22 protein-coding genes are annotated in these 21633 nt (G+C 74.4%); 8 read left to right on the top strand and 14 right to left on the bottom strand.

The window, feature by feature from the left end; translation table 11 throughout:
- Window positions 1-113: 113 nt before the first annotated feature.
- Together ACFYT9_RS25610 and ACFYT9_RS25615 are read left to right on the top strand one after the other, a co-directional pair.
- Window positions 114-512, top strand: coding sequence for a DUF6114 domain-containing protein (locus ACFYT9_RS25610; protein WP_389167622.1), 399 nt, complete (start codon window positions 114-116; stop codon window positions 510-512).
- 86 nt (window positions 513-598) lie between these two features.
- The gene (locus ACFYT9_RS25615) at window positions 599-1984 is read left to right on the top strand and encodes a carboxyl transferase domain-containing protein (RefSeq protein ID WP_389167624.1); all 1386 of its coding nucleotides are present in this window, start codon (window positions 599-601) and stop codon (window positions 1982-1984) included.
- A gap of 126 nt (window positions 1985-2110) precedes the next feature.
- On the opposite strand, the gene ACFYT9_RS25620 is transcribed toward ACFYT9_RS25615, so the two are convergent.
- From ACFYT9_RS25620 to ACFYT9_RS25660, 9 genes are all read right to left on the bottom strand, one after another.
- The gene (locus ACFYT9_RS25620; protein ID WP_389167627.1) at window positions 2111-2434 is read right to left on the bottom strand and encodes a plasmid stabilization protein; all 324 of its coding nucleotides are present in this window, start codon (window positions 2432-2434) and stop codon (window positions 2111-2113) included.
- Window positions 2435-2455: 21 nt separating this feature from the next.
- Entirely contained in the window at window positions 2456-2785 is a 330-nt protein-coding gene (locus tag ACFYT9_RS25625) for a DUF3040 domain-containing protein (protein ID WP_389167629.1), read from the bottom strand.
- A gap of 311 nt (window positions 2786-3096) precedes the next feature.
- A complete protein-coding gene (locus tag ACFYT9_RS25630) occupies window positions 3097-3600 on the bottom strand; it encodes an ATP-binding protein (protein ID WP_376604419.1) in 504 nt (167 codons plus the stop codon).
- Entirely contained in the window at window positions 3597-4019 is a 423-nt protein-coding gene (locus ACFYT9_RS25635) for an STAS domain-containing protein (RefSeq protein WP_389167631.1), read from the bottom strand. Before ACFYT9_RS25635 ends, ACFYT9_RS25630 begins: the two co-directional genes overlap by 4 nt.
- A gap of 77 nt (window positions 4020-4096) precedes the next feature.
- Window positions 4097-5263 (bottom strand): oxygenase MpaB family protein, encoded by a 1167-nt coding sequence (locus ACFYT9_RS25640; RefSeq protein ID WP_389167634.1) that lies wholly within the window; start codon window positions 5261-5263, stop codon window positions 4097-4099.
- Between the two features lie 20 nt (window positions 5264-5283).
- Entirely contained in the window at window positions 5284-6336 is a 1053-nt protein-coding gene (locus tag ACFYT9_RS25645) for a polyprenyl synthetase family protein (RefSeq protein ID WP_389167638.1), read from the bottom strand.
- Window positions 6329-6634 (bottom strand): polyprenyl synthetase, encoded by a 306-nt coding sequence (locus ACFYT9_RS25650; RefSeq protein ID WP_389167640.1) that lies wholly within the window; start codon window positions 6632-6634, stop codon window positions 6329-6331. The genes ACFYT9_RS25645 and ACFYT9_RS25650 overlap by 8 nt, the downstream gene beginning before the upstream one ends.
- Before the next feature lie 288 nt (window positions 6635-6922).
- Window positions 6923-8575, bottom strand: a complete 1653-nt coding sequence (locus tag ACFYT9_RS25655; protein ID WP_389167642.1) for a glycosyl hydrolase family 8 — start codon at window positions 8573-8575, stop codon at window positions 6923-6925.
- A 146-nt stretch (window positions 8576-8721) separates the two neighbouring features.
- Window positions 8722-9498: an alpha/beta fold hydrolase gene (locus tag ACFYT9_RS25660; RefSeq protein ID WP_387276192.1), complete on the bottom strand. Its 777-nt coding sequence runs from the start codon at window positions 9496-9498 to the stop codon at window positions 8722-8724.
- Window positions 9499-9758: 260 nt separating this feature from the next.
- On the opposite strand from ACFYT9_RS25660, the gene ACFYT9_RS25665 reads away from it, so the two are divergent.
- Window positions 9759-10394, top strand: coding sequence for a LysE family translocator (locus ACFYT9_RS25665; RefSeq protein ID WP_376600125.1), 636 nt, complete (start codon window positions 9759-9761; stop codon window positions 10392-10394).
- Window positions 10395-10418: 24 nt separating this feature from the next.
- Here ACFYT9_RS25665 and ACFYT9_RS25670 read toward each other — a convergent pair whose 3' ends face one another.
- A complete protein-coding gene (locus tag ACFYT9_RS25670) occupies window positions 10419-10805 on the bottom strand; it encodes a VOC family protein (protein ID WP_387276194.1) in 387 nt (128 codons plus the stop codon).
- A complete protein-coding gene (locus ACFYT9_RS25675; protein ID WP_376600128.1) occupies window positions 10802-11095 on the bottom strand; it encodes an ArsR/SmtB family transcription factor in 294 nt (97 codons plus the stop codon). The genes ACFYT9_RS25670 and ACFYT9_RS25675 overlap by 4 nt, the downstream gene beginning before the upstream one ends.
- A gap of 147 nt (window positions 11096-11242) precedes the next feature.
- Between ACFYT9_RS25675 and ACFYT9_RS25680 the strand changes: the two genes are divergently transcribed.
- On the top strand, window positions 11243-13633 hold the full coding sequence (locus ACFYT9_RS25680; RefSeq protein ID WP_389167645.1) for an ATP-binding cassette domain-containing protein: 2391 nt from the start codon (window positions 11243-11245) through the stop codon (window positions 13631-13633).
- Here the strand turns inward: ACFYT9_RS25680 and ACFYT9_RS25685 are convergent, their stop codons facing one another.
- The 3 genes from ACFYT9_RS25685 to ACFYT9_RS25695 are packed head-to-tail and all read right to left on the bottom strand — an operon-like array spanning window position 13634 to window position 15531.
- Window positions 13634-14401: a 4'-phosphopantetheinyl transferase family protein gene (locus ACFYT9_RS25685; RefSeq protein WP_389167648.1), complete on the bottom strand. Its 768-nt coding sequence runs from the start codon at window positions 14399-14401 to the stop codon at window positions 13634-13636.
- On the bottom strand, window positions 14398-14628 hold the full coding sequence (locus tag ACFYT9_RS25690; RefSeq protein ID WP_387276200.1) for an acyl carrier protein: 231 nt from the start codon (window positions 14626-14628) through the stop codon (window positions 14398-14400). The genes ACFYT9_RS25685 and ACFYT9_RS25690 overlap by 4 nt, the downstream gene beginning before the upstream one ends.
- Window positions 14629-14658: 30 nt before the next feature.
- Window positions 14659-15531, bottom strand: coding sequence for a hypothetical protein (locus ACFYT9_RS25695; RefSeq protein ID WP_389167650.1), 873 nt, complete (start codon window positions 15529-15531; stop codon window positions 14659-14661).
- Window positions 15532-16036: 505 nt separating this feature from the next.
- On the opposite strand from ACFYT9_RS25695, the gene ACFYT9_RS25700 reads away from it, so the two are divergent.
- Genes ACFYT9_RS25700 through ACFYT9_RS25715 form a run of 4 tightly spaced genes read left to right on the top strand, consistent with a single transcriptional unit; the run spans window position 16037 to window position 21601 of the window.
- The gene (locus ACFYT9_RS25700) at window positions 16037-17149 is read left to right on the top strand and encodes a phytanoyl-CoA dioxygenase family protein (protein ID WP_389167653.1); all 1113 of its coding nucleotides are present in this window, start codon (window positions 16037-16039) and stop codon (window positions 17147-17149) included.
- On the top strand, window positions 17131-18489 hold the full coding sequence (locus tag ACFYT9_RS25705) for a DUF6271 family protein (RefSeq protein WP_389167654.1): 1359 nt from the start codon (window positions 17131-17133) through the stop codon (window positions 18487-18489). Before ACFYT9_RS25700 ends, ACFYT9_RS25705 begins: the two co-directional genes overlap by 19 nt.
- Complete coding sequence (locus ACFYT9_RS25710; RefSeq protein WP_389167656.1) at window positions 18486-20309, top strand: condensation domain-containing protein; 1824 nt, start codon at window positions 18486-18488, stop codon at window positions 20307-20309. Before ACFYT9_RS25705 ends, ACFYT9_RS25710 begins: the two co-directional genes overlap by 4 nt.
- Window positions 20306-21601 carry an MFS transporter gene (locus ACFYT9_RS25715; protein WP_389167659.1) on the top strand — a complete coding sequence of 432 codons (1296 nt, stop codon included), beginning with the start codon at window positions 20306-20308 and terminating at the stop codon, window positions 21599-21601. Before ACFYT9_RS25710 ends, ACFYT9_RS25715 begins: the two co-directional genes overlap by 4 nt.
- Window positions 21602-21633 lie beyond the last annotated feature (32 nt).

Here is a 21633-nt window from a genome sequence, read left to right on the forward strand (position 1 = left end):
AGGCGTCGAGGCTTTCCCCGCAAGGGCGTTGACCTCTCGGGGGCGCGGTCGTACGGTCCGCCCGTACCGCGCTCCGCCTCTTCCCGCTCCTCCGCCGCCGTCGGGAGCAGCCCATGGACCTGCCCGCATCCGTGTCCGGCCTCCGGCGTGCCCGGTGGGAGCGGAGGAGGTGGCGGGAGTGGCGGCTCCGGCGGCCGTTCGGTGCGGGGGTGCTGCTCGTGCTGGGCGGGGCCGAGATCCTGCTGGTGCAGCGGGCGGGTCCGGCCACGCTGCTCGCGTCGGGCGCCGACGTGCGGTACGCGCTGCCGCTGCTGATGTGCGCCTGCGGGGTGCTGGTGGTGTTCCTGCCGCGCGGCCGGAGGGGGTGCGCCGTGGTCGGCGTCCTGGCCTCGCTCGGCTCCTGGGTGGCGTCCGACCTGGGTGGTCTCGTGCTCGGCATGGCCCTCGGGATCACGGGCGGTCTGCTCGCGCTCGGCACGCCGCGCGGAGGCGTGGGGCCGGGGCCGGAGTGATCTCCGCCGCACCCGGGCCCGGGGCCGGTCCGGGCAGGCTACCCGGCGGTACGGTGACGGGACCTGGCGACGGGCGGGAGGCCCCGATGACAGTACCTGCGAACGCGCGCGAGGCTCTGGCTCTCGTCACCGACGACTTCACCGAACTCCCCGGCACGGGCCCGTCCGAGGGCGCGGACGGGGGCACGGGCGGGGGCACGGACGAGGGCGACGGGCCGATCGGCTGGCCCGGGTACGGGCGGGCCAGGGCCGCGGCGGCCGCCCGCTCCGGCGCCTCCGAGTCGGTGGTCTGCGGTACCGGCACGGTCGGCGGGACGCGGACGGTGCTGGTCTCCTTCGAGTTCGCGTTCCTCGGCGGCTCCATCGGCGAGGGCACGGGCGCGCGGGTCGCGGCGGCGCACGCCCACGCCCGGGCGCACCGGCTGCCCGTGACCGTCCTCCTCGCGACGGGCGGCAGCCGGATGCACGAGGGGATGCGGGCGCTGGTCCAGCTCCAGCGGCTCGCGGGCGAGTCGGCGCTCACCCGGGCCGCCGGCCTGCCCCAGCTCGCGGTCCTGCGCGATCCGACGACCGGGGGCGGCTGGGCCACCCTCGGGGCCGGCTCGGATGTGGTCCTGGCCCTGCCGGGCGCGCAGGTCGGCTTCGCGGGTTCCCGGGTCCGGCCGGCGGACGCCGATCCGGCCGCGTACACGGCGGAGTCCCAGCTCGCGCACGGTCACGTCGACGCCGTCGTCCCGGCGGAGGAACTGCGGGCGGTGCTGGGCCGCTGGCTCTCGCTGCTGGCCCGTCCCGCCGTGGGGCCGGTGCCGCCGCCGTACGCGCTCGGCGGCACGGAGCCGTCCACGAGCGGGCGGGAGGCGGTGGCCCGGGCCCGCCGGGCGGAGCGGCCGCGCGCCGACCGGTATCTCGCCGAGGTGTTCACCGAGCGGGCGGAGCTCTCCGGCGATCGCGCGGGCGGCACCGATCCGGGGATGCGCTGCGGCTTCGGGCGGCTTCCGGACGGGAGTACGGCGGCGTACGCGGCGCAGTGCGGGACGGCGACCCGGCCGGCCGGTTTCCGTACCGCCGCCCGGCTCGTGCGGCTCGCCGGGCGGCTGGGGATCCCGGTGCTGACGCTGATCGACACCCCGGGCGCCGCCAACGACGCCGAGGCGGAGCGGGCGGGGGCGGGTCCGGCCATCGCGGACCTCTTCGGAGCCGTCGCGGAGGCGCGGGTCCCGGTCACCGCGCTCCTCGTCGGCGAGGGCGGCTCGGGCGGCGCGCTCGCCCTGGCCGCGCCCGGTAACACCTGGGCGACCCCGGACGCGTACTTCTCGGTGATCGCCCCCGAACTCGCCACCGCCATCCTGAAGCTGCCCCCGGAGGAGGCGGACACGACGGCCGACCGGCTCCGGCTCCGGCCGGTGGATCTGGTGGAGCTGGGCGTCGTCCGGGGCGTGGTCGGCGCGCGGCCGGCGGATCCGGAGCACTGACGCGGGGGTACGGCCGGATCCCGGCAGGGGCGCTGACGCGCGGGCACGGGCCGACCCCGGCAGGGGCGCTGAGGCACGGGGGCACGGACGGACCCCGGCGGGGCGGGCGCCGGGGTCCTCGGCGGTTCAGTGGCCGAGTTTCTTCTTGAGCTCGGCCTTGTTCATCCGCGACCTGCCGTGCAGGTCGCGGCGCTGGGCCTCCGCGTAGAGCTGGTCGTAGGTCGGGCCCTGCGCGCCGCTGTGGGAGCGCAGGCCGCCGCGCCGCGACGAGGACATGTCGTCGATCGAGCTCTTGCTCGCCGTCTTGGACTCGCCCGCGCGGGCCCGTTCCTTGTTGACGGTCCGGGCGGCGATCTCCTCCGCGCGCTCCTCGCTCTCGCCGCGGTCGAGCAAGCTCTCCTTGATGTGCTCGTACTGCCTCTCGCGCTTGGCGTTCGATCCGCGGGGCATCGTGCGCTCCTCTCGTTCGCTTCAGGGGTCAGGCGGTGCGCCGCCCGCGAGCCGCCGGGTCCAGCGGATCGCCAGGCGCAGCAGCAGGACCAGCGTCGCCACCCACACGGCGGCGAAGGCCCAGATCAGGGCGGGTGCGGAGGTCGCCACCGCGAGGACGAGCAGGGTCACCGTCGCGGCTCCGAGCGCCACGGCGGCCAGGCGCCGCCATGCGGTGGCACGGGGCCCGGGGAGGCGGGGAGAGGGCCGGCGTCCGGCCATGCGCCGGTCGAGGCCGGCGTCGCCGCGCAGGTCCTCCTCAATCTCCGCCAGTACGCGCCGCTCGTACGCGGAGAGCCGGGTCTCGTCCATCGCGGCCACCTCCTCCGATGCGGATCCCCGCGAGCGGCGGGGCGTCCCCCTTCGGCTGCTACCCCCCTCGTGCCGCTTCAGACAGCCGGCCGGGATCGGCCGGGGCCGGGAACGACCGGGGCCAGGAACCGTCGAGGCACCGGCCCGCCGGCGGATCGAGGACCTGGGCTCGCTCCGGCCGCCGGCCGCACGGCCCGACACCCGCGACCGGCTCGTCGTCTCGTCGTGCTTCGGCCAGGAGCCGCCCCGGGCCGGGACCGTCCGGCGCGTCGGCCTGGCCCGGGTCCGCGTCGCCCGGGTCCTCGGCGAGCTCAGGTACGGTCTGCCGGACGACGGCGCCACGGCGGGCGCGACGGCTTGCTGACCTCCAGCCACACCACCTTGCCGGTGCCCCCGGGGCCCCGGTCCGACGATCCCCAGTCGCTCGCCAGCCGGTCGAGGACCATGAGGCCGTGACCGCCGGGCAGCGAGGGCGAGCGGGGTGCCATCCGGCGGGGGTGCTCGGGGCTCCCGTCGGCCACCTCGACGCGCAGCAGGCCGTCGGAGTGCCGGAGGACGAACTCCTCCGGTCCCCCGCCGTGCAGGCAGGCGTTGGTGACCACTTCGGAGACCAGCAGGAGGACGTCCTCGACGCGTTCGCGCGCGAGGGGGCTCTCGGCGGGGATCCAGCCCCAGTCGGCGAGCGCCCGCGCGGTGAAGTCGCGGCAGCGGGAGACCGCCCCGGCGCTGCCGTGGAGCAGGAGCCGGCGGGTCTGCGCGGGTGTCCCGTCGCCCTGGGCCATCTCACCCTCCCGCACGGCCGGAGGGCCCGTCACGCCGGATCCCCGGGAGGGGCGCCGCCCGTCCCGTCGGCGGCCAGCGCCTCGCCCACGTCGGCGTAGATCCGGAAGACGCGTCGGGCTCCGGTGATCTCGAACATGCGTTGCACCGGGGGTCGCAGCCCGGCCAGCTCCAGCCGCGCTCCGGACTCCACGGCTCGGGCCCGGGCCCTGAGCAGCAGGTTCAGGCCGGTGGAGTCGCAGAAGGCGAGTCCGGCGCAGTCGACGACGATCCGCCCCGCGTCCTCGTGCTTCTCCAGTGCGGTGCGCAGCGGTTCGACCGTGTCGTGGTCGAGCTCGCCGCTCGGGACGACCACGACGGTCTCCGTGCCCCAGGCGGGCCGGACGTCCACCGTGAAGCGGTCGCGCCGCCGGGGCGGAAGTCCGTCGCCGAGCGCGCCCTGCTCGCTGTCCATGCGCACCTCACCTTCGCCGGTGAGACCATTTTCGGCCAGTTCGGCCCGGTGTGCGAGGAGAGTCGGCCGGGTGGGCGTCAGACCGTGGCGGGCGGCGGGGCCCAGCGATGGTGGCGGGCGACGCCGGCGTCGACGCCGTACTCCTTCCTGAGGTGCTCCGGGATGGCGTAGTGCATCACGCGGCCCCGGGTGAGCGTGGACAGTTCGAGGACCGAGGTGAGGTGGCCGAGCCGGTCGAGCGCCCAGGCGGCGTACGGCGAGGCGTCCTCCACCGACTCCAGGACGCCGAGCAGCGCGGGCAGTGCCTTCACCGCCGTGTCCCAGCGGCTGCGGGGCACGTCGAGCCAGTCGCCGCAGGTGTCGCCGACGAGGTGGCGGATCAGGGCGGAGACGACCGGGTCGAAGAAGGTGCCGGGGACGACCTCCTCGTACAGGTCGATCAGCTGCCGGGTCAGCAGGACGACCTCCTCGGAGGGGCCCATGTGGCGCAGGAGGTAGAGGTCGAGGTAGCGGCGGGCCTCGCCGAGGGTCCTGGGCACGGCGGTCTGGTCGACGCCGAGGATCGCGCCGACCACCCGCCAGGCGTAGTAGTACGCCTCGGCACCCTCGGTGGACATGTGGACGCCGAGCCGGTGCAGGCTGTCGAGGACGAGCATCGAGAAGAACATCTGCCCGCCGATCATGTCCTCCTGGCAGATCGGCACGCCGTCGGCGGCGGTGTCCCAGCGGTCGGAGCGGATCAGGTGGTGGCGGATGGAGGCGTGCAGCAGGCGGACCTTCTGGGCGGCGGGGATGAACCGTCCGCCGGCCTCGAAGGCGTCGGGGCGCATGAGGTAGACGGTGAACTGGCCGGTCTCCGCCATCCTCTTGCTGGGGTAGTGCAGGCCGTGGGTGGCGGAGAGCAGGCGGGCCACGCGCGGGACGACGTAGCAGGCGGGCATGGCCGCGAAGGAGAGGGCGGTGTTGATGTGGACGTTGTTGTCGGTGAAGAAGAGCCGGGCCTTCTCCATCTCGTTCCAGTCCACCCAGGCGGGCGGGACGGCGGTGGTCTCCAGGTACTCGCGGGCGACGTCGGGCAGGCCGGCCGGGAGCTCCTGGCCGGAGACGGAGACGTACCGCATGAGGGAGTTGAAGAGGCCGATCTCGCCGCGCTCGAAGAGGGTGGCGACGACCGCGTCGGCGAGCTCGTCGCCGCTGTTCCGCAGGGCGTCGAGGGACGCCTCGGTGTACGGGGTGGTGGTCACGGGTGCGCTCCGGGGTCGGGTCAGTGGTGGCGGACGGCGGCGCGGTGGGCCAGGTCCGTGAGGGCGCGGTGGGCGTCGGCGGGCAGGTCGAGCTCGTCGAGGGTGCGGACGGCCTCCTCGACGCGGCCGGCGATCATCCGCTCGACGCGGGCGGGCGCGCCGAGCTCTCCCATGAGGGCGCGCACCTGTCGCAGTGCTTCCTCGCCGGCCGGTCCGTCCCCGGCGAGCGTCCGGCGCAGCAGCTCGCGCCGGGCGGGGTCGGCGGCGCGCCAGGTCTCGGCGAGGAGCACGGTGGGGCGGCCGGTGCGGAGGTCGTCGAGGGGTGCCTTGCCGGTGCGGGCCGGGTCGCCGAAGAGGCCGAGCAGGTCGTCACGGAGCTGGAACGCCTCGCCGAGCGGCAGCCCGTAGCGGGAGAGTCCGGCGCGGAGCGCGGGGGGCGCGCCGGCGAGGAGGGCGCCGAGGAGGAGGGGGTGCTCGACCGTGTACTTGGCGGTCTTGTAGCGGATCACCTTGAGCGAGGTGCCGGTGTCCGGGAGGCCGCCGGTGTGCAGGATCTCCAGGGCTTCCCCGGCGACGAGTTCGCGGGCGAGGGCGGCCCAGAGGGGCCGGCCCCGGGAGAGGTACGCGGCGGGCAGCCCGGACTCGGCGTAGAGACGGCCGGCGAGGGCCATCAGGTGGTCGCCGAGGAGGAGGGCGAGCCCGCGGGCCGCCGCGCGGGGCCGGCGGGGGCCCGGCAGCGCGGCGAAGGCTCGGTGGGCGGTGGGGCGGCCGTGCCGGAGGGGGCTGTCGTCGATGAGGTCGTCGTGGACGACGGCGGCGGCGTGGACGAGTTCCATCGCGGCGGCGGCGCGCATCAGGGCGTCGCTGTCGGGCTGTCCGGCGGCGCGCCAGCCCCAGTAGCAGAAGGCGGCGCGGAGCCGTTTGCCGTGCCGGGCGGTGGTGCGGAGGGCCTCGGCGAGCGGGTCGAGGGCGTCGTCGACGGCGAGGAGTGCGGCGGCCTCGTCGTCAAGGAAGCCGGCGAGGACGGTGTCGGTGCGGGTCTTGAACGCCTCCGGCGCCCAGTCGTCACTCACCGGGGGTCGCCGGGGCGGCGGCCCGGCGGGCGACGGCCTCGCGGGCCAGCACCTCCATGTGGGCGAGGCCGCCGGCGCCGTCCCCGTCGGGGGCGAGGCGGTCGAGGGCGAGCCGGCCCCTGGCACGGAGGTCCGCGGCGGCGTCCCGGGCGAGGTCCGCGGAGTCGGAGCGGCCGAGGAGGGAGCGGAGGGATCCGGCGGCGCCGCCGATCGCCTCCACCACGAGGTCGGCGAGGCCGGCCGCCAGCAACAGTGCTTGTTCTTCGGGGCGTTCGCGCGGGTCGGTGCGGTACGTCATGCGGTCCGGCTCCTGGAGGAAGGGGGGACGGCGCCCTCTCCGGGCGCGTACGGGGCCAGGATGGACCATGAGCGGCCCGCTCCGGCGGACCGCTCACTCATTCAGGTGATCATGGTCGGGAGTTGCCGCGGCCGGGTCGTCTACGACCGTTCCGCGCGGGTCGGGTCGAGCGAGTTCCACCCGAACGGGGAGGGGTGCGGCGCGCCCGTGTGGCAGGGCCGTGTCCGCGCCGATCCCCGCGAGGGGCTGGTGCCGCCCCGGACGTGACCCGGGGCGGCGCGGCAGGGGTTACGGGACCCAGTGGTTGCCGGAGACCGTGATCATCACCTGGAGCTGGATGCTGGCGGAGAAGTAGCTGCCGGTGTCGATCGGGGTGGCGAGCATCTTGTTCCACAGGGCGTCGAGCCACGCCTGGCTGCCGGAGTCCGTCATGGCGGCCACGGCGAAGGGGGCGAAGAAGGCGGCCTCGCTGCCGGCGGAGATCTGGGTGCCGTTGAGCTTGTACCCCATGGCGATCTTGTTCGGGTCGCCGCCGGTCTTGCCCTTGATCCAGCTGTTCATCTTGCGGGCGGCGGCGAGGGACTTGGCGTCGCCGCTGGTCACGGCGTCATCGGCGATGCGCCAGGGGGTGCGGCAGGCGTTCCACCAGTACTGGCCGTCGTTGGGGTCCTCCAGGACCTGGTTCGGGGCCGGCTTGGGGCTGGTGTTCGTGTCCACGACGAAGTCGGGGAGGAGACCGGTGCCCGGGGCGTAACCGGACTGGAGGTTGGCGATCTGCGTCTGGTGGGCGGTGCGGACGCCGTCCCAGGTGGTGTCGCCGGTGGCGGTCCTGAAGGCGCGGAAGTGGTCGACCATCCAGTCCGACGTGCGGGAGATGTAGTAGTACTGGTCGCCCGCGCTGCTCCAGTCGCCCAGCTTGAGCAGCTTGGTGGTGGGGTTCAGCTCGTCCTTCTTGATGGCGGCGATGTGCTTGAGGGCGAGCGCCTTGTAGTCGTACGTGCCGCCGCTGCCCCACTGCTTGTCGGCGAGGAGCAGGCCGTAGGCGACGTCCATGTCCCCGTCGGTGGCGCCGTCCCCGCCGTTGACGCTGCGACAGTTGACGTCCTGCTCGGCGGCGAGGAGGTCGGGGTTGATGGACGAGGGGTGGTCGAGCTTCCACTTGACCAGGCCGTCGAAGATCTTCTTCGCGTCGGGGTCGGCGCCGGCCATGGTGGCGGTGACGACCATGCCGTAGCCCTGCGCCTCGGCGACGTACGGGTGGTCGGCGTCGGGCGAGATGACCTGGTACCAGCCGTTGCCGCAGTTCTGCCGGACGAAGGCGGACTTCCAGCGGTTGTAGTAGTCGACGACCTTCTGGTCGAGCGCGGACTGGCCGCCGGAGGGCTTGAGCATGCCGGCGGCGTAGGGCTTGAGGTGACTGCCGAACGGGACGGCGGGGCCGGTGCCGCCGCCTGTGCCGGTGGGCGAGCCGTAGACCTGGAACTCCCAGAGCGAGTAGCCGTACGGGGTGCCCCGCCCGGTGCCGTACATGCGGACGTACCGGCCGCTGCCGGAGACGGTGAGGTCGTCGACGGCGCCGTCGCCGGACGTCGTGGCGTACACGTCGGTCCAGGTGGAGCCGTCGGCCGAGGTCTGGATCCGGTACGTCTTCGCGTACGCGGCCTCCCAGTCGAGCTTCACCCGGGACAGGGTGTGGTTCGCCCCGAGGTCGATCCGGATCCACTGGGGGTCGACGCCCTCCAGGCTGGCCCAGCGGGTGCCGGTGCTGCCGTCCACGGCGAGGCCCGGCGCGAAGCCGGAGCCCTCCACGGAGGAGGAGGTCGCGGTCTTGCCCCCGGAGACGAGGCCGTCGGCGGCCTCGGCTCTGGTCCCGGGCAGGAGCGTGAGGGGCAGGGCCAGCAGAGCGGCGAGTCCGAGCGGGATGACGCTTCGTCGGCGCATGGCAACTCCCTTTCTCTTCAGTTCTCTTCACGGCCATTGCTCGTTAGGAAACGTTCCTAACTATCGGCGGCCCGAGCGTAGAGAGCGGCGGGGGCCCCGCGCAAGACCTCTGCGCGGGGCCCCGGCGGTACGCGGCCGGAAACGGTCTATCGCGGCGGGGGCGCGGGCAGTGTCAGCGCCTCGGCGAGAGCGGCGGCGAAGCCGTCCGGATTGTCGAGCATCATGTTGTGGCCCGCGCCCGGGACCTCCAGGACCGGCACGCCCATGGCCGCGGCCTGTTCCGCGGCGGTGTCCGGCAGGCTCTTCTCCCCCACCAGGAACGCCCGGGGCATCGTGAGCCCGGCCAGCACGTCGCCGGGTTCGGGGGCGCCGCCCTCGACGAGCGCGACCGCGCTGCGGTGCACGGCCCTCGGGTCGGCGAGCCGCAGCCGCGCCGCGTAGTCGGCCCGGTCCGCGAGGGCGAGCATCCGCGCGAACCCGCTCCGGACGAACTCCTCCTCCGGCTGCCGCGCCACCGGCCTGCTGAACGCGCCGCCGCCCGCGTACAGGTTGGGCTCGGCGACGACCAGGCGGGCGATGCGTCCGGGCCGGGCCGCGGCCAGGTGGAGGGCGACGGCGCCGCCCATGGAGTGGCCGACGAGCTGGACGCCGGTGAGGTCGAGGTGGTCGAGGAGCGCGGCCACGGCGGCGGCCTGCCCCTCGGGCCGGTAGTCGAAGTCGGCGGGCCGGTCGCTCAGTCCGTACCCGAGCAGGTCGACGAGGAGCGCGCGCCCGCCGCCCAGCGCCGGGTGCGCGGCGATGTGCGCGAAGTCGGACGCGGCGGTGCAGCCGAGCCCGTGGAGGAAGACGCGCACGGGCCCCTCGCCCGGGAGGTCGATCCACCGCAGATACGCCTGGCGGTCCGTCAGGAACAGTTCTCTCATGCGGTCAGCCTACGAACGGGGCGGCGGCGGACGGCGGGGGCGGAGGGGTAGGGGCGGGGGGAGGCGGAGGGGCGGAGGCGAAGGGGGAGGCGGAAGGGGCCGGTTCAGCGGGCGGGGGGGCGGAGGCGGTGGGGCCCGGGCGGCGGGGGCCGAGGCGGTGGCGGAGGCCCGTCGGCGGGCGGCGGCGGAAGCGGCCGGGGGCGGTCCGGGGGCGGAGGGGCGCGGACGGCGGTGGGGGCGCTGGAGTACGGTGGCCTTCCATGGCATCGAGCACCGCACTCTGGTCCTTCGCTCTCGTCGTGGGACTCCTCACCCTCACTCCCGGCCTCGACACGGCCCTCATCCTGCGCACGGCCGCGCTCGGCCGCCGCACCCGCGCCTGGGGCGTCGTCCTCGGCATCCAGACCGGCACCCTGATCTGGGGCGCGCTGACCTCGCTGGGCGTGACGGCCCTGCTGACCGCCTCGCACCTCGCGTACGAGATCCTCCGGTGGGCCGGCGCCGCCTACCTGCTGTGGATGGCGGGGCGCATGATCGCGGCGACCTTCCGGCGCGAGGGCGCCGGCGCGGACGCGGAGGTCGAGGTCGGCGGAGCGGACACGCTGTCCGGCGGCTGGCGGCAGGGCACGCTGACCAACCTCCTCAACCCCAAGGTCGGCGTCTTCTACGTCGCCGTCCTGCCGCAGTTCATCCCGGCCGAGGCCCCGCACTTCGCGATGGGCCTCGCGCTGACCTCCGTCCACGTCGTCCTCGGCATGGCCTGGTCGACGGTCCTGATCGCCTCCGCGACCGCGCTGGGCACGTGGCTGCGCGGCGCCCGGGCCCGCCGGGTCCTGGACCGGGTCACGGGCACGGTGATCGGCGCGTTCGCGGTGCGCCTCGCGGTCAGCGACTGACGCTTCGCGGCCGCCGGGGCCGCGTCACGCGTACTGGGCGATCTGGATGAGGTTGCCGCAGGTGTCGTCGAGGACGGCGGTGGTGACGGGGCCCATCTCCACGGGGGGCTGGGTGAAGCGGACGCCGAGGGCGGTCAGGCGGGTGTGCTCGGCCTGGATGTCGTCGACGGCGAAGGAGGTGGCCGGGATGCCGTCGGCGACCAGGGCCTCCTTGTAGGGGCGGACGGCGGGGTGGCCGGAGGGCTCCAGGAGGAGTTCGGTGCCTTCGGGGGCCTCGGGGGAGACCACGGTGATCCAGCGGTCCTCGCCGAGCGGCACGTCGTGCTTCAGCACGAAGCCGAGGACGTCGGTGTAGAAGCGGAGCGCCGTCTCCTGGTCGTCGACGAAGACGCTGGTCAGGTTGATCCTCACGGGGTGTCCTCCGGGGGTGCGGGGGTGAGCCATCGCGTGACGATGTGCTCCAGGGGGCGGGGGTCGAGGTCGTGGAACTTGTAGCGGCCCTCACGACGGGCCGTGACCAGGCCGGCCGCCTCCAGCACGGCGAGGTGCTGGCTGACCGCCTGGCGGGTGAGGGCGAGGCCGTGCCGGGTCGCGAGCCGGGCGCATATCTCGAAGAGCGACTGTCCGTCCCGTTCGGTCAGCTCGTCGAGGATCACCCGGCGCGTCGGGTCGGCCAGCGCCTTGAACAGATCCTCCTCCATGCCGCCACGATAGGCAAGCCGCCACTTGCCTATCAACTCGCGGGCGGCTGTCAGTGGCGGCGCCTAAGGTGGGTCGCATGCCCGGGTCGCATGCGCGGGTGGCGTTCCCGGGTCGCGTACCGGCCCGCCCTGACGAGGGAGAATCCTTTGAGTACGGCCAAGCGGAAGGGCGCCACGACGTCTGCCGCGCACCTCGCCGACAGCCACGAGCTGATCCGTGTGCTCGGCGCACGCGAGAACAACCTCAAGGACGTCAGCGTCGAGATCCCCAAGCGGCGGCTGACCGTCTTCACCGGCGTGTCCGGCTCCGGAAAGAGCTCGCTGGTCTTCGACACGATCGCCGCCGAGTCCCAGCGGCTGATCAACGAGACCTACAGCGCCTTCGTCCAGGGCTTCATGCCGACGCTCGCCCGGCCGGACGTCGACGTGCTCGACGGGCTGACCACGGCGATCATCGTGGACCAGCAGCGGATGGGCGCCGACCCGCGCTCCACCGTCGGCACCGCCACCGACGCCAACGCGATGCTGCGCATCCTCTTCAGCCGGCTCGGCACCCCGCACATCGGCTCCTCGCGCGCCTTCTCCTTCAACGTGCCCTCGGTGAGCGGCGCCGGGGCCATCACCGTCGAGCGCGGCGGACGGACCGTGAAGGAGAAGGCCAGCTTCTCCATCACCGGCGGCATGTGTCCCACCTGCGAGGGCCGCGGCCGGGTCTCCGACATCGACCTGGCGGAGCTGTACGACGACACCAAGTCGCTCGACGAGGGCGCGCTGACCATCCCCGGATACACGGCGGACAGCTGGTACGGCCGGATCTTCCGTCTCTCCGGCTTCCTCGACCCGGCCAAGCCGATCCGGAAGTACACCAAGAAGGAGCTGGACGCCTTCCTCCACAAGCCCGCCACCCGGATCAAGGTGGAGGGCATCAACGTCACGTACGAGGGCCTGATCCCCAAGCTCAAGAAGTCCTTCCTGGCCAAGGACGTGGAGTCGCTCCAGCCGCACATCCGGGCCTTCGTGGAGCGGGCCACCACCACCCAGGTCTGCCCGGAGTGCGACGGCACCCGGCTGAACGAGGGGGCCCGCTCCTCGAAGATCAAGGGCGTGAGCATCGCCGACGCCTGCGCGATGCAGATCAGCGACCTGGCCGCGTGGGTCGGGGAGCTGACGGACCCGTCGGTGGCGCCCCTGCTCGAATCGCTGCGCCAGACCCTGGACTCCTTCGTGGAGATCGGCCTCGGCTATCTCGCCCTGGACCGCCCCGCGGGCACCCTGTCGGGCGGCGAGGCGCAGCGCGTCAAGATGATCCGGCACCTCGGCTCGTCGCTCACCGACATCACCTACGTGTTCGACGAGCCGACGGCGGGTCTGCACCCGCACGACATCCAGCGGATGAACGAACTCCTGCTGCGGCTGCGGGACAAGGGCAACACGGTCCTCGTCGTGGAGCACAAGCCGGAGACGATCGCGATCGCGGACCACGTGGTGGACCTCGGCCCCGGCGCCGGCAGCGGCGGCGGCACGGTCTGCTTCGAGGGCACCCTGGACGCACTGCGTGGCAGCGGCACGGTGACCGGCCGGCACCTGGACGACCGGGCCTCGGTGAAGGACGAGGTGCGGACGGCCACCGGAACCCTGCCGATCCGCGGAGCGACCGCCAACAACCTGCGGAAGGTGGACGTCGACCTGCCGCTCGGCGTCCTCGCGGTGGTCACCGGCGTGGCCGGCTCCGGCAAGAGCTCGCTGGTGCACGGCTCGATCCCGGCCGACGCCGGGGTGATCTCGGTCGACCAGACCCCGATCCGCGGCTCGCGGCGCAGCAACCCGGCGACGTACACGGGCCTGCTCGACCCGATCCGGAAGGCCTTCGCCAAGGCCAACGGCGTCAAGCCGGCGCTGTTCAGCGCCAATTCGGAGGGCGCCTGCCCGAACTGCAACGGCGCCGGCGTCACGTACACGGATCTGGCGATGATGGCGGGCGTGGCCACCACCTGCGAGGAGTGCGAGGGACGGCGGTTCCAGGCCGCGGTCCTGGAGTACAAGCTCGGCGGGCGGGACATCAGCGAGGTGCTCGCGATGCCGGTGTCCGAGGCGGAGGAGTACTTCGGCGCGGGCGAGGCGCGGACGCCGGCGGCGCACCGGATCCTGGAGCGGCTGGTGGACGTCGGCCTCGGCTACCTCACCCTGGGGCAGCCGCTCACCACGCTCTCCGGCGGCGAGCGGCAGCGGCTGAAGCTGGCCACCCACATGGGCGACAAGGGCGGGATCTACATCCTCGACGAGCCGACCACGGGCCTCCATCTCGCCGACGTGGAGCAACTCCTCGGGCTGCTCGACCGGCTGGTGGACTCCGGGAAGTCGGTGATCGTGGTCGAGCACCACCAGGCGGTGATGGCGCACGCCGACTGGATCGTGGACCTCGGCCCCGGCGCCGGCCACGACGGCGGCCAGATCGTCTTCGAGGGGACCCCGGCCGATCTCGTCGCCGCCCGCTCGACCCTCACCGGAGAGCACCTGGCACGGTACGTGGGCGCCTGATCAGCCCCGGCCGGGCGGCGGTCCTCCGAGCAGCGCCGACGGCGGCAGGAGGAGGGCCGGTGTCCCGGCCGGTACGGCCGCGTCGACGGGTGTCCCCCTCGTCATGGCGGAGCCCGCGGGAGTCCCGACAGGCTCGGCCGTGCCGGTGGGGGGCTTGTCGTCCGGCTCGGCGGTGCCGGTGGGTGTCGCGGTCGTCACCATCGCCGCCACGGCCGCCCGTCGGTGGTCCGTCCACTCCGTGAGGTGGTGTACGGCCTCCGGCTCGGGCGGTCCCGCCTTGAAGCGGGCCTCCGCGCGGACCCAGGCGCGCAGGAGCGCGGGGCCCGGATCGCGGTGCTCCGCCGCCTCCCGCAGCTCGGCCTCGGGCAGCAGGCGGCGGAGGACCGGGAGGGGGCCGGGCCGGCGGCCGGCCGGTTCGACGTCGACGCCGATCCCGCCGGGGCCCGCCGCCGCGACCACCAGGCCGTCGGCGTGGCTCACGCTCACGCCGAGCCCCGGGCGTCCGGCGAGGTAGGGGCGGCCGTGACCGTCCCGGCCGCACTCCGGACAGCGCTGGGCGAGCCCGGTCGCGTCCGGGGGCAGCCCGGTGAGCCGGGCGGCGCAGAGGCGGAGCAGGAGGCGGGCCGCCAGGACGTCGTCGCGGCGTGCGGGGACCCGGATCGCGTCGAGGCGGCGCAGCTCCCAGGGGGCGAGCAGGTGCGGCCCGAGGCCCGGGAGTTCCAGGACCTCCCGGGTGGTGGCCAGGACCGCGAAGGGTCCGGTGCTCACTTGGCGGGGGTGAGGAAGCGCTCCCGGACGCGGGCGAGGGTGCGGAAGTCGTCGATGGTGACCTCCTGGAGGTCGATCGAGGTGCCGGAGATGTCCTCCAGGAGGTCGATGAACTCCAGGAAGTCCATGGAGTCGATGAGCCGGGCCTCGATGAGGTCCTCGTCGACGTCGACGGGCCCGTCCAGGCCGGGGTTCTTCTCGTGGATCCAGGCGGCGACGCGTTCCATCGGGGTGGTTCTCCTGTCGGTGCGGTGGTGTCAGGCGGTGGCGACGGTGGCGGTGGCCTCGTGGAGGCGGTCGAGGGCCTGCCCGGGTCCGCCGTGGGCAAGGAGCAGGGCGTGCACCCAGCGCTCGACGCCGAAGGCGACGCAGGCGCTGTAGGCGGGGCCGTGGGTGCCGGCGCGGATGTTCAGGCGCTCGCCGAAGAAGTTGCGGTGGCGGTTGACGGAGGCGATGGCGGTGCCGTCGGAGGCGCTGTACTCGTGCTTCACGGGGTCGAGTGCCATCAGGCGGGCGCGGGAGCCGCCCTTGTCGTAGAAGGGGTCGTCGGCGGTCGCCCGCGTCAGGTCGAGGCCGAGGAGGGCGGCGGTCTCCTGGATGAACTCACCGCCGCGCTCCAGGTGTTCGACGGCGCCGTCCTTGGTGCCGAGGTAGACGACCTCGCGCATGTGGAAGCCCCAGAGGCGGCGCAGTCCGTCGTAGTGGGTCTCGTTCCGGAAGCAGCGGCCGGCGGCGGAGATCCGCAGGCCGTCGTCGCCGACGTCGGTGCCCTCCAGGGAGAGCAGGAGGCCGTAGCAAGTGGCGGAGGGCAGGAGGTAGCCGGTGGGTTCGAGGGGCCGATCGCCGGGGGGCAGGCCGGCGGCGAGCCCGTCGTAGGCGTCGGGGGTGAACCGGCCCGCGGAGACCCCGAGATGGGGGAAGTTGCGGAAGTAGTCGAGGCGGGCGAGCCCTTCGGCCGCGAGCAGCGGCGGGCCGGTGACCTCGGGGGCGGAGAGCCGGGCGGCGAGGCCGGTGAGGAGCGCGTCGAGGCCGCGCAGCAGGGCGGTGTGCACCGGGTCCAGCGTGATCAGGCCCGGGCCCGGGCTCCGCAGGTCGATGGCGGCCGGGGTCGTGGCGCTGGTTGTGCTCATGGAACCGTTCCCTCTCGGCGTGGGCGGTCGGTCGACGGCGTTCTCGGTCGCGCGGGCGCGGGCGGTCCGTCGCCGTGCCGGCCGGGCGCGGGCGACGGGCGCGGCCCTGCTCGCGGTCGCCGTCGACCGGGGCGCAGTGGTCGGGCCGGTGCCGTGGCCTGTCGTCACCTCGCCGCCGTCGCCCGGTCGCGGGGCGGACGGAGGTGTGGCGGCAGGCCCTGGTGGTCGGGTCGGCGCCGGCTCTGCGCACTCGGACAGTAGGCCAGCCGCGCGATGGTTGTCTAGACCAAAGATCCCGAGCCAACTGACCTCCCGAAGGCTCGATTTCGGGCCATTGGCCGACACGCGACGCATACCACCGAGTCACTTGACACCAGTGTTGGTCTACACCAATTCTTTCCCTCGTCCCCCGCGGTCCCTCCACCGTCGCCAGGTCCGCGCCCCGTCCCGCCGTGCCCCCTCTCCCCCGTGCCCGCACGCCGCCCGACCCCCGCTGGAGGGACCCTTGACCACGCCACCCACCCCCGCCGCCGCGCGCCGCCCGCGCGCCCCCTACCTGCACCGGGCGGCGACCGAGCGCCCGTACTTCAGCGACGACGGCGAGTCCTACCTGGCCGCGACGACCCTGCGGGAGCTGCGGAAGACCCGGCCGCTGCGGGTGCTCTCCGAGGAGGACTTCACGCACTGGCAGACGTACGGCTACGTGATCGTCCGCGAGGCGATCCCGGCCGCGGCGGCCCGCCGGCTCCTCGACTTCGCCTGGGACTTCCAGGGCCTGGACCCGGACCGGCCGGAGAGCTGGTACGAGGACCGGCCGTTCCGCTCGGAGCTGGACCAGCAGCTGCACATCTACGGCTTCGTCGAGGCGTACCACCACCAGCTGCTCTGGGACAGCCGCCAGGCCCAGCGGGTCTACGACGCCTTCGTCGACGTCTGGGACTGCGAGGAGCTGTGGGTCACCCTCGACCGGCTCAACCTCAACCCGCCCAACGTCCGCAACCGCGACCGCGCCCTCATCGAACCCACCGACCGGGGCTTCGACATCGAGCTGCACTGGGACATCGACACCACCCTCGGCGTGCCGCCGCAGCGCGTGCAGGGCATCATCGCGCTCAACGACACCAGCCCCGAGACCGGCGGCTTCCAGTGCGACCCGGAGCTCTTCCGCCGCTTCGAGGAGTGGAAGCTCGCGCAGCCCGAGGGCCGCGACCCGATCCGCCCCGACCTGGACCGCGCCGAGTTCCCCGTCGTCCGCCCCGACCTGCACCCCGGTGACCTGCTGATCTGGAACGGCCTGCTCGCCCACGGGGTGGCCCGCAACGCCTCCGCGGACGGCGTCCGCGCGGTGCAGTACCTGTCGATGATGCCGGCGCTGGAGGAGCACGCGAAGCTGCGCCGCTCCCGCGTCGAGTCCTGGCGCCACCTGCGCACCCCGCGCTGGAACCGCACCCTCGTCGGCGACCCCGTGCTGCACGAGTCCAAGCGCTATCCGACCGCCGAACTCAGCCCGCTGGGATCCAAGTTGCTCGGACTCACCTCCTGGCACGAGCCCGTCGACGGGGCGGCGGAACCCGCGGCCGCGCCGACCGGGGAGCCCGCGTGCGCCGCGTCTGCCTGACCCTGCCCACCCACCGCGCCTGTACGGGGACGATCGCCGCGGTCGCCGAGGAAGCCGCCTACGGAGCGCGGGAGTTCGGCGTCGAGGTGCATCTGCTGATCCTGGACTCCTCGGCGCCGGCCGACCTCGCCGCCCACCGGGCCGCGGTGGCCGCCCTGCCGCCGGCGCCCGGTGTCGTCGTCCACCACCTCGACGAGGACCGGCAGCGCGCCTTCCTGGAGGAGGTCCTGGCCGCGGCCGGAGCGGCCGGGGCGGACCGGCTGCTCGACCTGATGCTCCCGGACCGGGTGTCGTACGGCGCCTGCACCAACCGCGCCTTCCTGATCGCGGAGGCGCTGGGCTGCGCGTCGGTGCACCGGCGCGACTCCGACAGCCGCTACCAACTCGGCGACGGCGCACCGGTCTTCCCGATCCACCACGAGCTCACCGCGCTCGGCCGGCGGGCGGCGGACGTGGCCGGTGAGGTCACCCGCAGCCGCCTCGACCCCGGCTGCGCGGACCGGACCGTCGTCCTCGCCGGCGCGTCCTTCATCGGCGAGCTCTCCGTGGACGTGGCCGAGCTGCGCGCCCTCGACCCGGAGGCGTACCACGAGGTCGTCGGTCTGTCGGTGCCCGCCGGATACCCCGAGATCTGGCGCCGGAACCTGATCGACGAGGCGTTCCGGGGCGCCGGCGACACGCCCTTCACCACCGATCTCACCACCCTCACCCTGGTCGCCCCGACCCGCGTCGACATGTGCAACGTCGCGCTCGGCCGCGAGGTGTACGGCCGGGTCCCGCTGCCGCCCGCCACCGACACCATCGGCACCGACTACTTCCTGCTCCACCTCGTGCACAAGGCGCGACTGCCCGGCGTCCTGCACAACCGGCACATCGTCAACTACCACACGGACGAGCGCCGTTCGGACGCCGGCTTCCTCGCCTACCAGCTCCGCTTCGCCAAGTACCTGCTCGCCGGCGTCCACCTCGACGCGGTGTACGCGGGCCTCACCGCGGCCGGCGACACGCTCCTCGACCCCGCCGGGCGGCTCCGGCCCGCCGCCGTCGCCGCCCTGGTCCGCGAGAGCACCCGGATCGACCCGGCCGGCAAGGAGGCACGGCTCGACGTCCTGGTCCGCCGCTACCGCTCCCTCGGCGGCCGGTACGCCACCGCCGCCGCGCTCTTCACCGAGCGGCGCGACCGGCTCCTCACCGAGGCCCGCGACGGCATGACGGACTTCGCCCTGCTCGTCGACGCCTGGGGCTCCCTGACCGCGCACGCGAAAGGCACCACCGTGAAGCACCCGCCTCACCCGCCGAGGGCGGCCGGGACCGCACCCGCACCGGCCGTGGCGCCGTGACGACCGCGCACGCCCCGGACGGCGTCACCGGCTCCCGCACCCTCACCGTCCGCTACGCGGGCGGCGGCTCCCGCCGGGGCCCCGTCACCATGGGCCAGGCCAACATGATCCGCTGCATCCTGCGGGACGAGCCCGACAGCATCAACATCCACGACGTGTGGCCGGTCCCCGACGGCACCGGGATGGACCGGGCGCTCGACGCCCTCGCGGCGCTCGCGCTGCGCCACGAGGCCCTGCGCACCACCTTCCCGTACGAGGCCGGGACCGGCGCCGTCCCCGTCGAGCAGGTCGTCGCCGCCGCGGGCTCGTTCACCGTCACCGTCCTCGACCACGACGCGCTCCCCGAGGACCCGGACGCGTACGCGGAGGCGGTGGCCCGCGCGGCCCGGGACACCCGCTTCCGCCTCGATCTCGACTTCCCCCTGCGGCTGCGGATCCTCGCCCGCGCGGGCCGGCCGGTCCGGGTGGCCCTCGCGGCCAGCCACGCCGTCACCGACGGCAGCGCCCTCGGGGTCCTGCGCGACGAATGGCTCGCCCTGCTGGCGGGCGAGGAGCTGCCGCCGGTCACCTCGCTCACCCCGCTGGACCTCGCCGCCGAGGAGCTGAGCCCTGCGGGACGGCGCAAATCGGCCGCCTCCCTGGCCCATTGGGAGCGGATCCTGCGGACCGGTCCGCAGGCGATGTTCGCCGAGGACCACGCCGGCGGCACCGAGACCGACACCCCGGGCCTCACCCTCCGCTCGGCGCGCGGCGCCCGAGCCCTGGCCGCCGCCGCCCGGCGTACCGGCGCGCTGCCCGGCACGGTGCTGCTCACCGCGTGGTGCGTGCTCACCGCGCACCGGGCGGGCCAGTCCGTCTGCGTCGCCGCCGTCCCCACCTCGAACCGCTTCCTGCCGAAGCTCGCCCGCTCGGTCAGCACCCTGTCCCAGGACGCCCTGCTCGACCTCGACGTCCGCGCGCCGTCCTTCGACGCTCTGCTCACGAAGGCGTGGGGCGCGGCGATGAACGCGTACCGGCACAGCCGCTTCGACGCGCTCGACCTGTGGGAGCTGATCGGCCGGGTCACGACCGAACGCGGCAGCCAGTTCGCGCGCGACGCGGTCTTCAACGACATCAGCGCCCTGCCCAGCACCCTCGCCGCCGCGGCGGCCCCTGAGGGAGCCGCGCCGGAGCTCGAACTCGCCTGGAGCGCGGGGCAGTCGCTGCCGACCCGGCTGCTGACCTTCGTGTACGAGACGGAGCCGGAGCTACGCCTCGCCACCTGGGCCGATCCCGCGCTCTTCCCCAGAGCGGCGGCCGAGGAGCTGGTCACCGGTCTGGTGCTGCTCCTGGAGGCCGTCGCCGAGGGCGATCTGCCGCTCGACACGCCCGGTCCGCTGACCGGGGTGACGGGAGTGCGGCCGGTGGCGCGCGGGCCCGAGTGGGTGCGGGTGGACGGCTGCTGGGTCTCCCCCACGGCCGTCGCGGACGCGCTGTCCGACGCGCTGTCCGACCTGTCCGGCCCGCTGTCCGACGCGCCGTCGGGAGCGTCCGGCGGGGCTTCGGGTGGGTGGGCCGTCGAGGTCGTGGTGGAGGCGGAACCCGGCGGCGACACGGGCGGGCAACGGCTGACGGCGTACGTCGGGACCCGCGAACAGCAGTGGGCGGACGCCGACATGACGCCGGACCGGGCGCACGCGGCGCTGATGGCGGTGCTGCCGGGGCGACCGGGCGTGCTGGCTCCGCACCGGTACGTGTTCGTCGAGGGCCCGCCGCGGCAGGACGCCGCGGCGCAGCGGATTCTCAGGGAAGGGACCGGCAGGGGCCGGGATGCCACATGACCACCGATGACACCGCCGCGGCGGACCCGTCCCCGCTGCCCAGCCCGTGGCGGTCGCGGCTCTTCCGGCTCTTCTTCACCGCCCGCAGCGCCTCACTGCTCGCCGACGGCATGCTGATGGTCTCCGTGACCACCTCGGTCCTCGGCGCCGGGTTCGGGGCGACCGGCGTGGGCTACGCGCTCGCCGCCTGGATGGCGCCGATCGTGCTGCTCATCCTCTTCGGCGGAGTGCTCGCCGACCGGTTCACCCCGCAGGTCATGATGGTGGGCGCGGACGCGGTCCGCGTGGTGGCGATGCTCGTCATGGCCGTCCTGTTCGCCGGGGGCGACGTACGGCTCTGGCAGATCATGGCGCTGATGGCGGTGAGCGGCGCGGCGACCGCCATGTTCCAGCCGGGCCTGGCGAGCATCGTGCCGCGGGTCGCGGACGACATCCAGCGGGCCAACGCGCTGCTGCGGATCTCCGAGTCGATGAGCACCCTCATCGGCCCCGGTCTGGCCGGTTTCCTGGTGGCGTACTGGGACCGGGCGGGTTCCTTCGTGGTGATCGCGGTGGCGTACGCGGTCAGCGCGGGCGGCCTGCTGCCGCTGAGGGGTCTCGCCTCCGCCCGGGACAAGGACGACGAGAGCGACGATCCGATGTGGCGACGGCTCGCCACCGGCTGGCACGAGTTCCGCTCGCGCTCCTGGCTGTGGGGCGTGATCTCGCTGTGGGCGGTGTACGGCCTCTTCGTCTTCGGCCCGTCGCTGCCGCTGGGCGCGGCGCTCCTCACCGAGCAGCACGGTGCCACCGGCTACGGCTGGATCGCCTCGGCCGACGGGCTCGGCACGATCATCGGCGGTCTGCTGGGGATGCGGGTCCGTCCGCGACGGCCGCTGGTCGCGGGGGTGTGCGCGATGTTCTTCTTCGCCCTCAACCCGCTGGCGCCGGCCCTCGGCTGGAACTTCTGGCTCACGGCGGTCACGGGCATGGTGGCCGGCTGCGGCTTCGCCTTCTGGGGCGTGATGTGGGCGACGAGCGTGCAGTCCCACATCCCGCTGGCCGTGCTGAGCCGGGTCTCCGCGTACGACATCGCCGGCTCGATCATGGTGATCCCGCTCGGCCGGGCCCTCGCCGGCCCCGTGGCGGAGTCCTTCGGCGCGGACCGGGTCCTGTTGTTCTCCTCCGCGGTGTCGTTCCTGCTGCTGGGCGCGATGCTCTGCGTCCCGGCCATCCGCGGCCTCGGCCGGCGGGACCGGCCGGCGACCGCCGGGGAGAAGGCGACCGCCGCCGTGGAACCCGCGGCGCCGTGAGGGCCGGGCCCGGCCGGGCTTGTCCGGCCGGG

Source organism: Streptomyces sp. NPDC004435, from assembly GCF_042873895.1.
Taxonomy (GTDB): domain Bacteria; phylum Actinomycetota; class Actinomycetes; order Streptomycetales; family Streptomycetaceae; genus Streptomyces.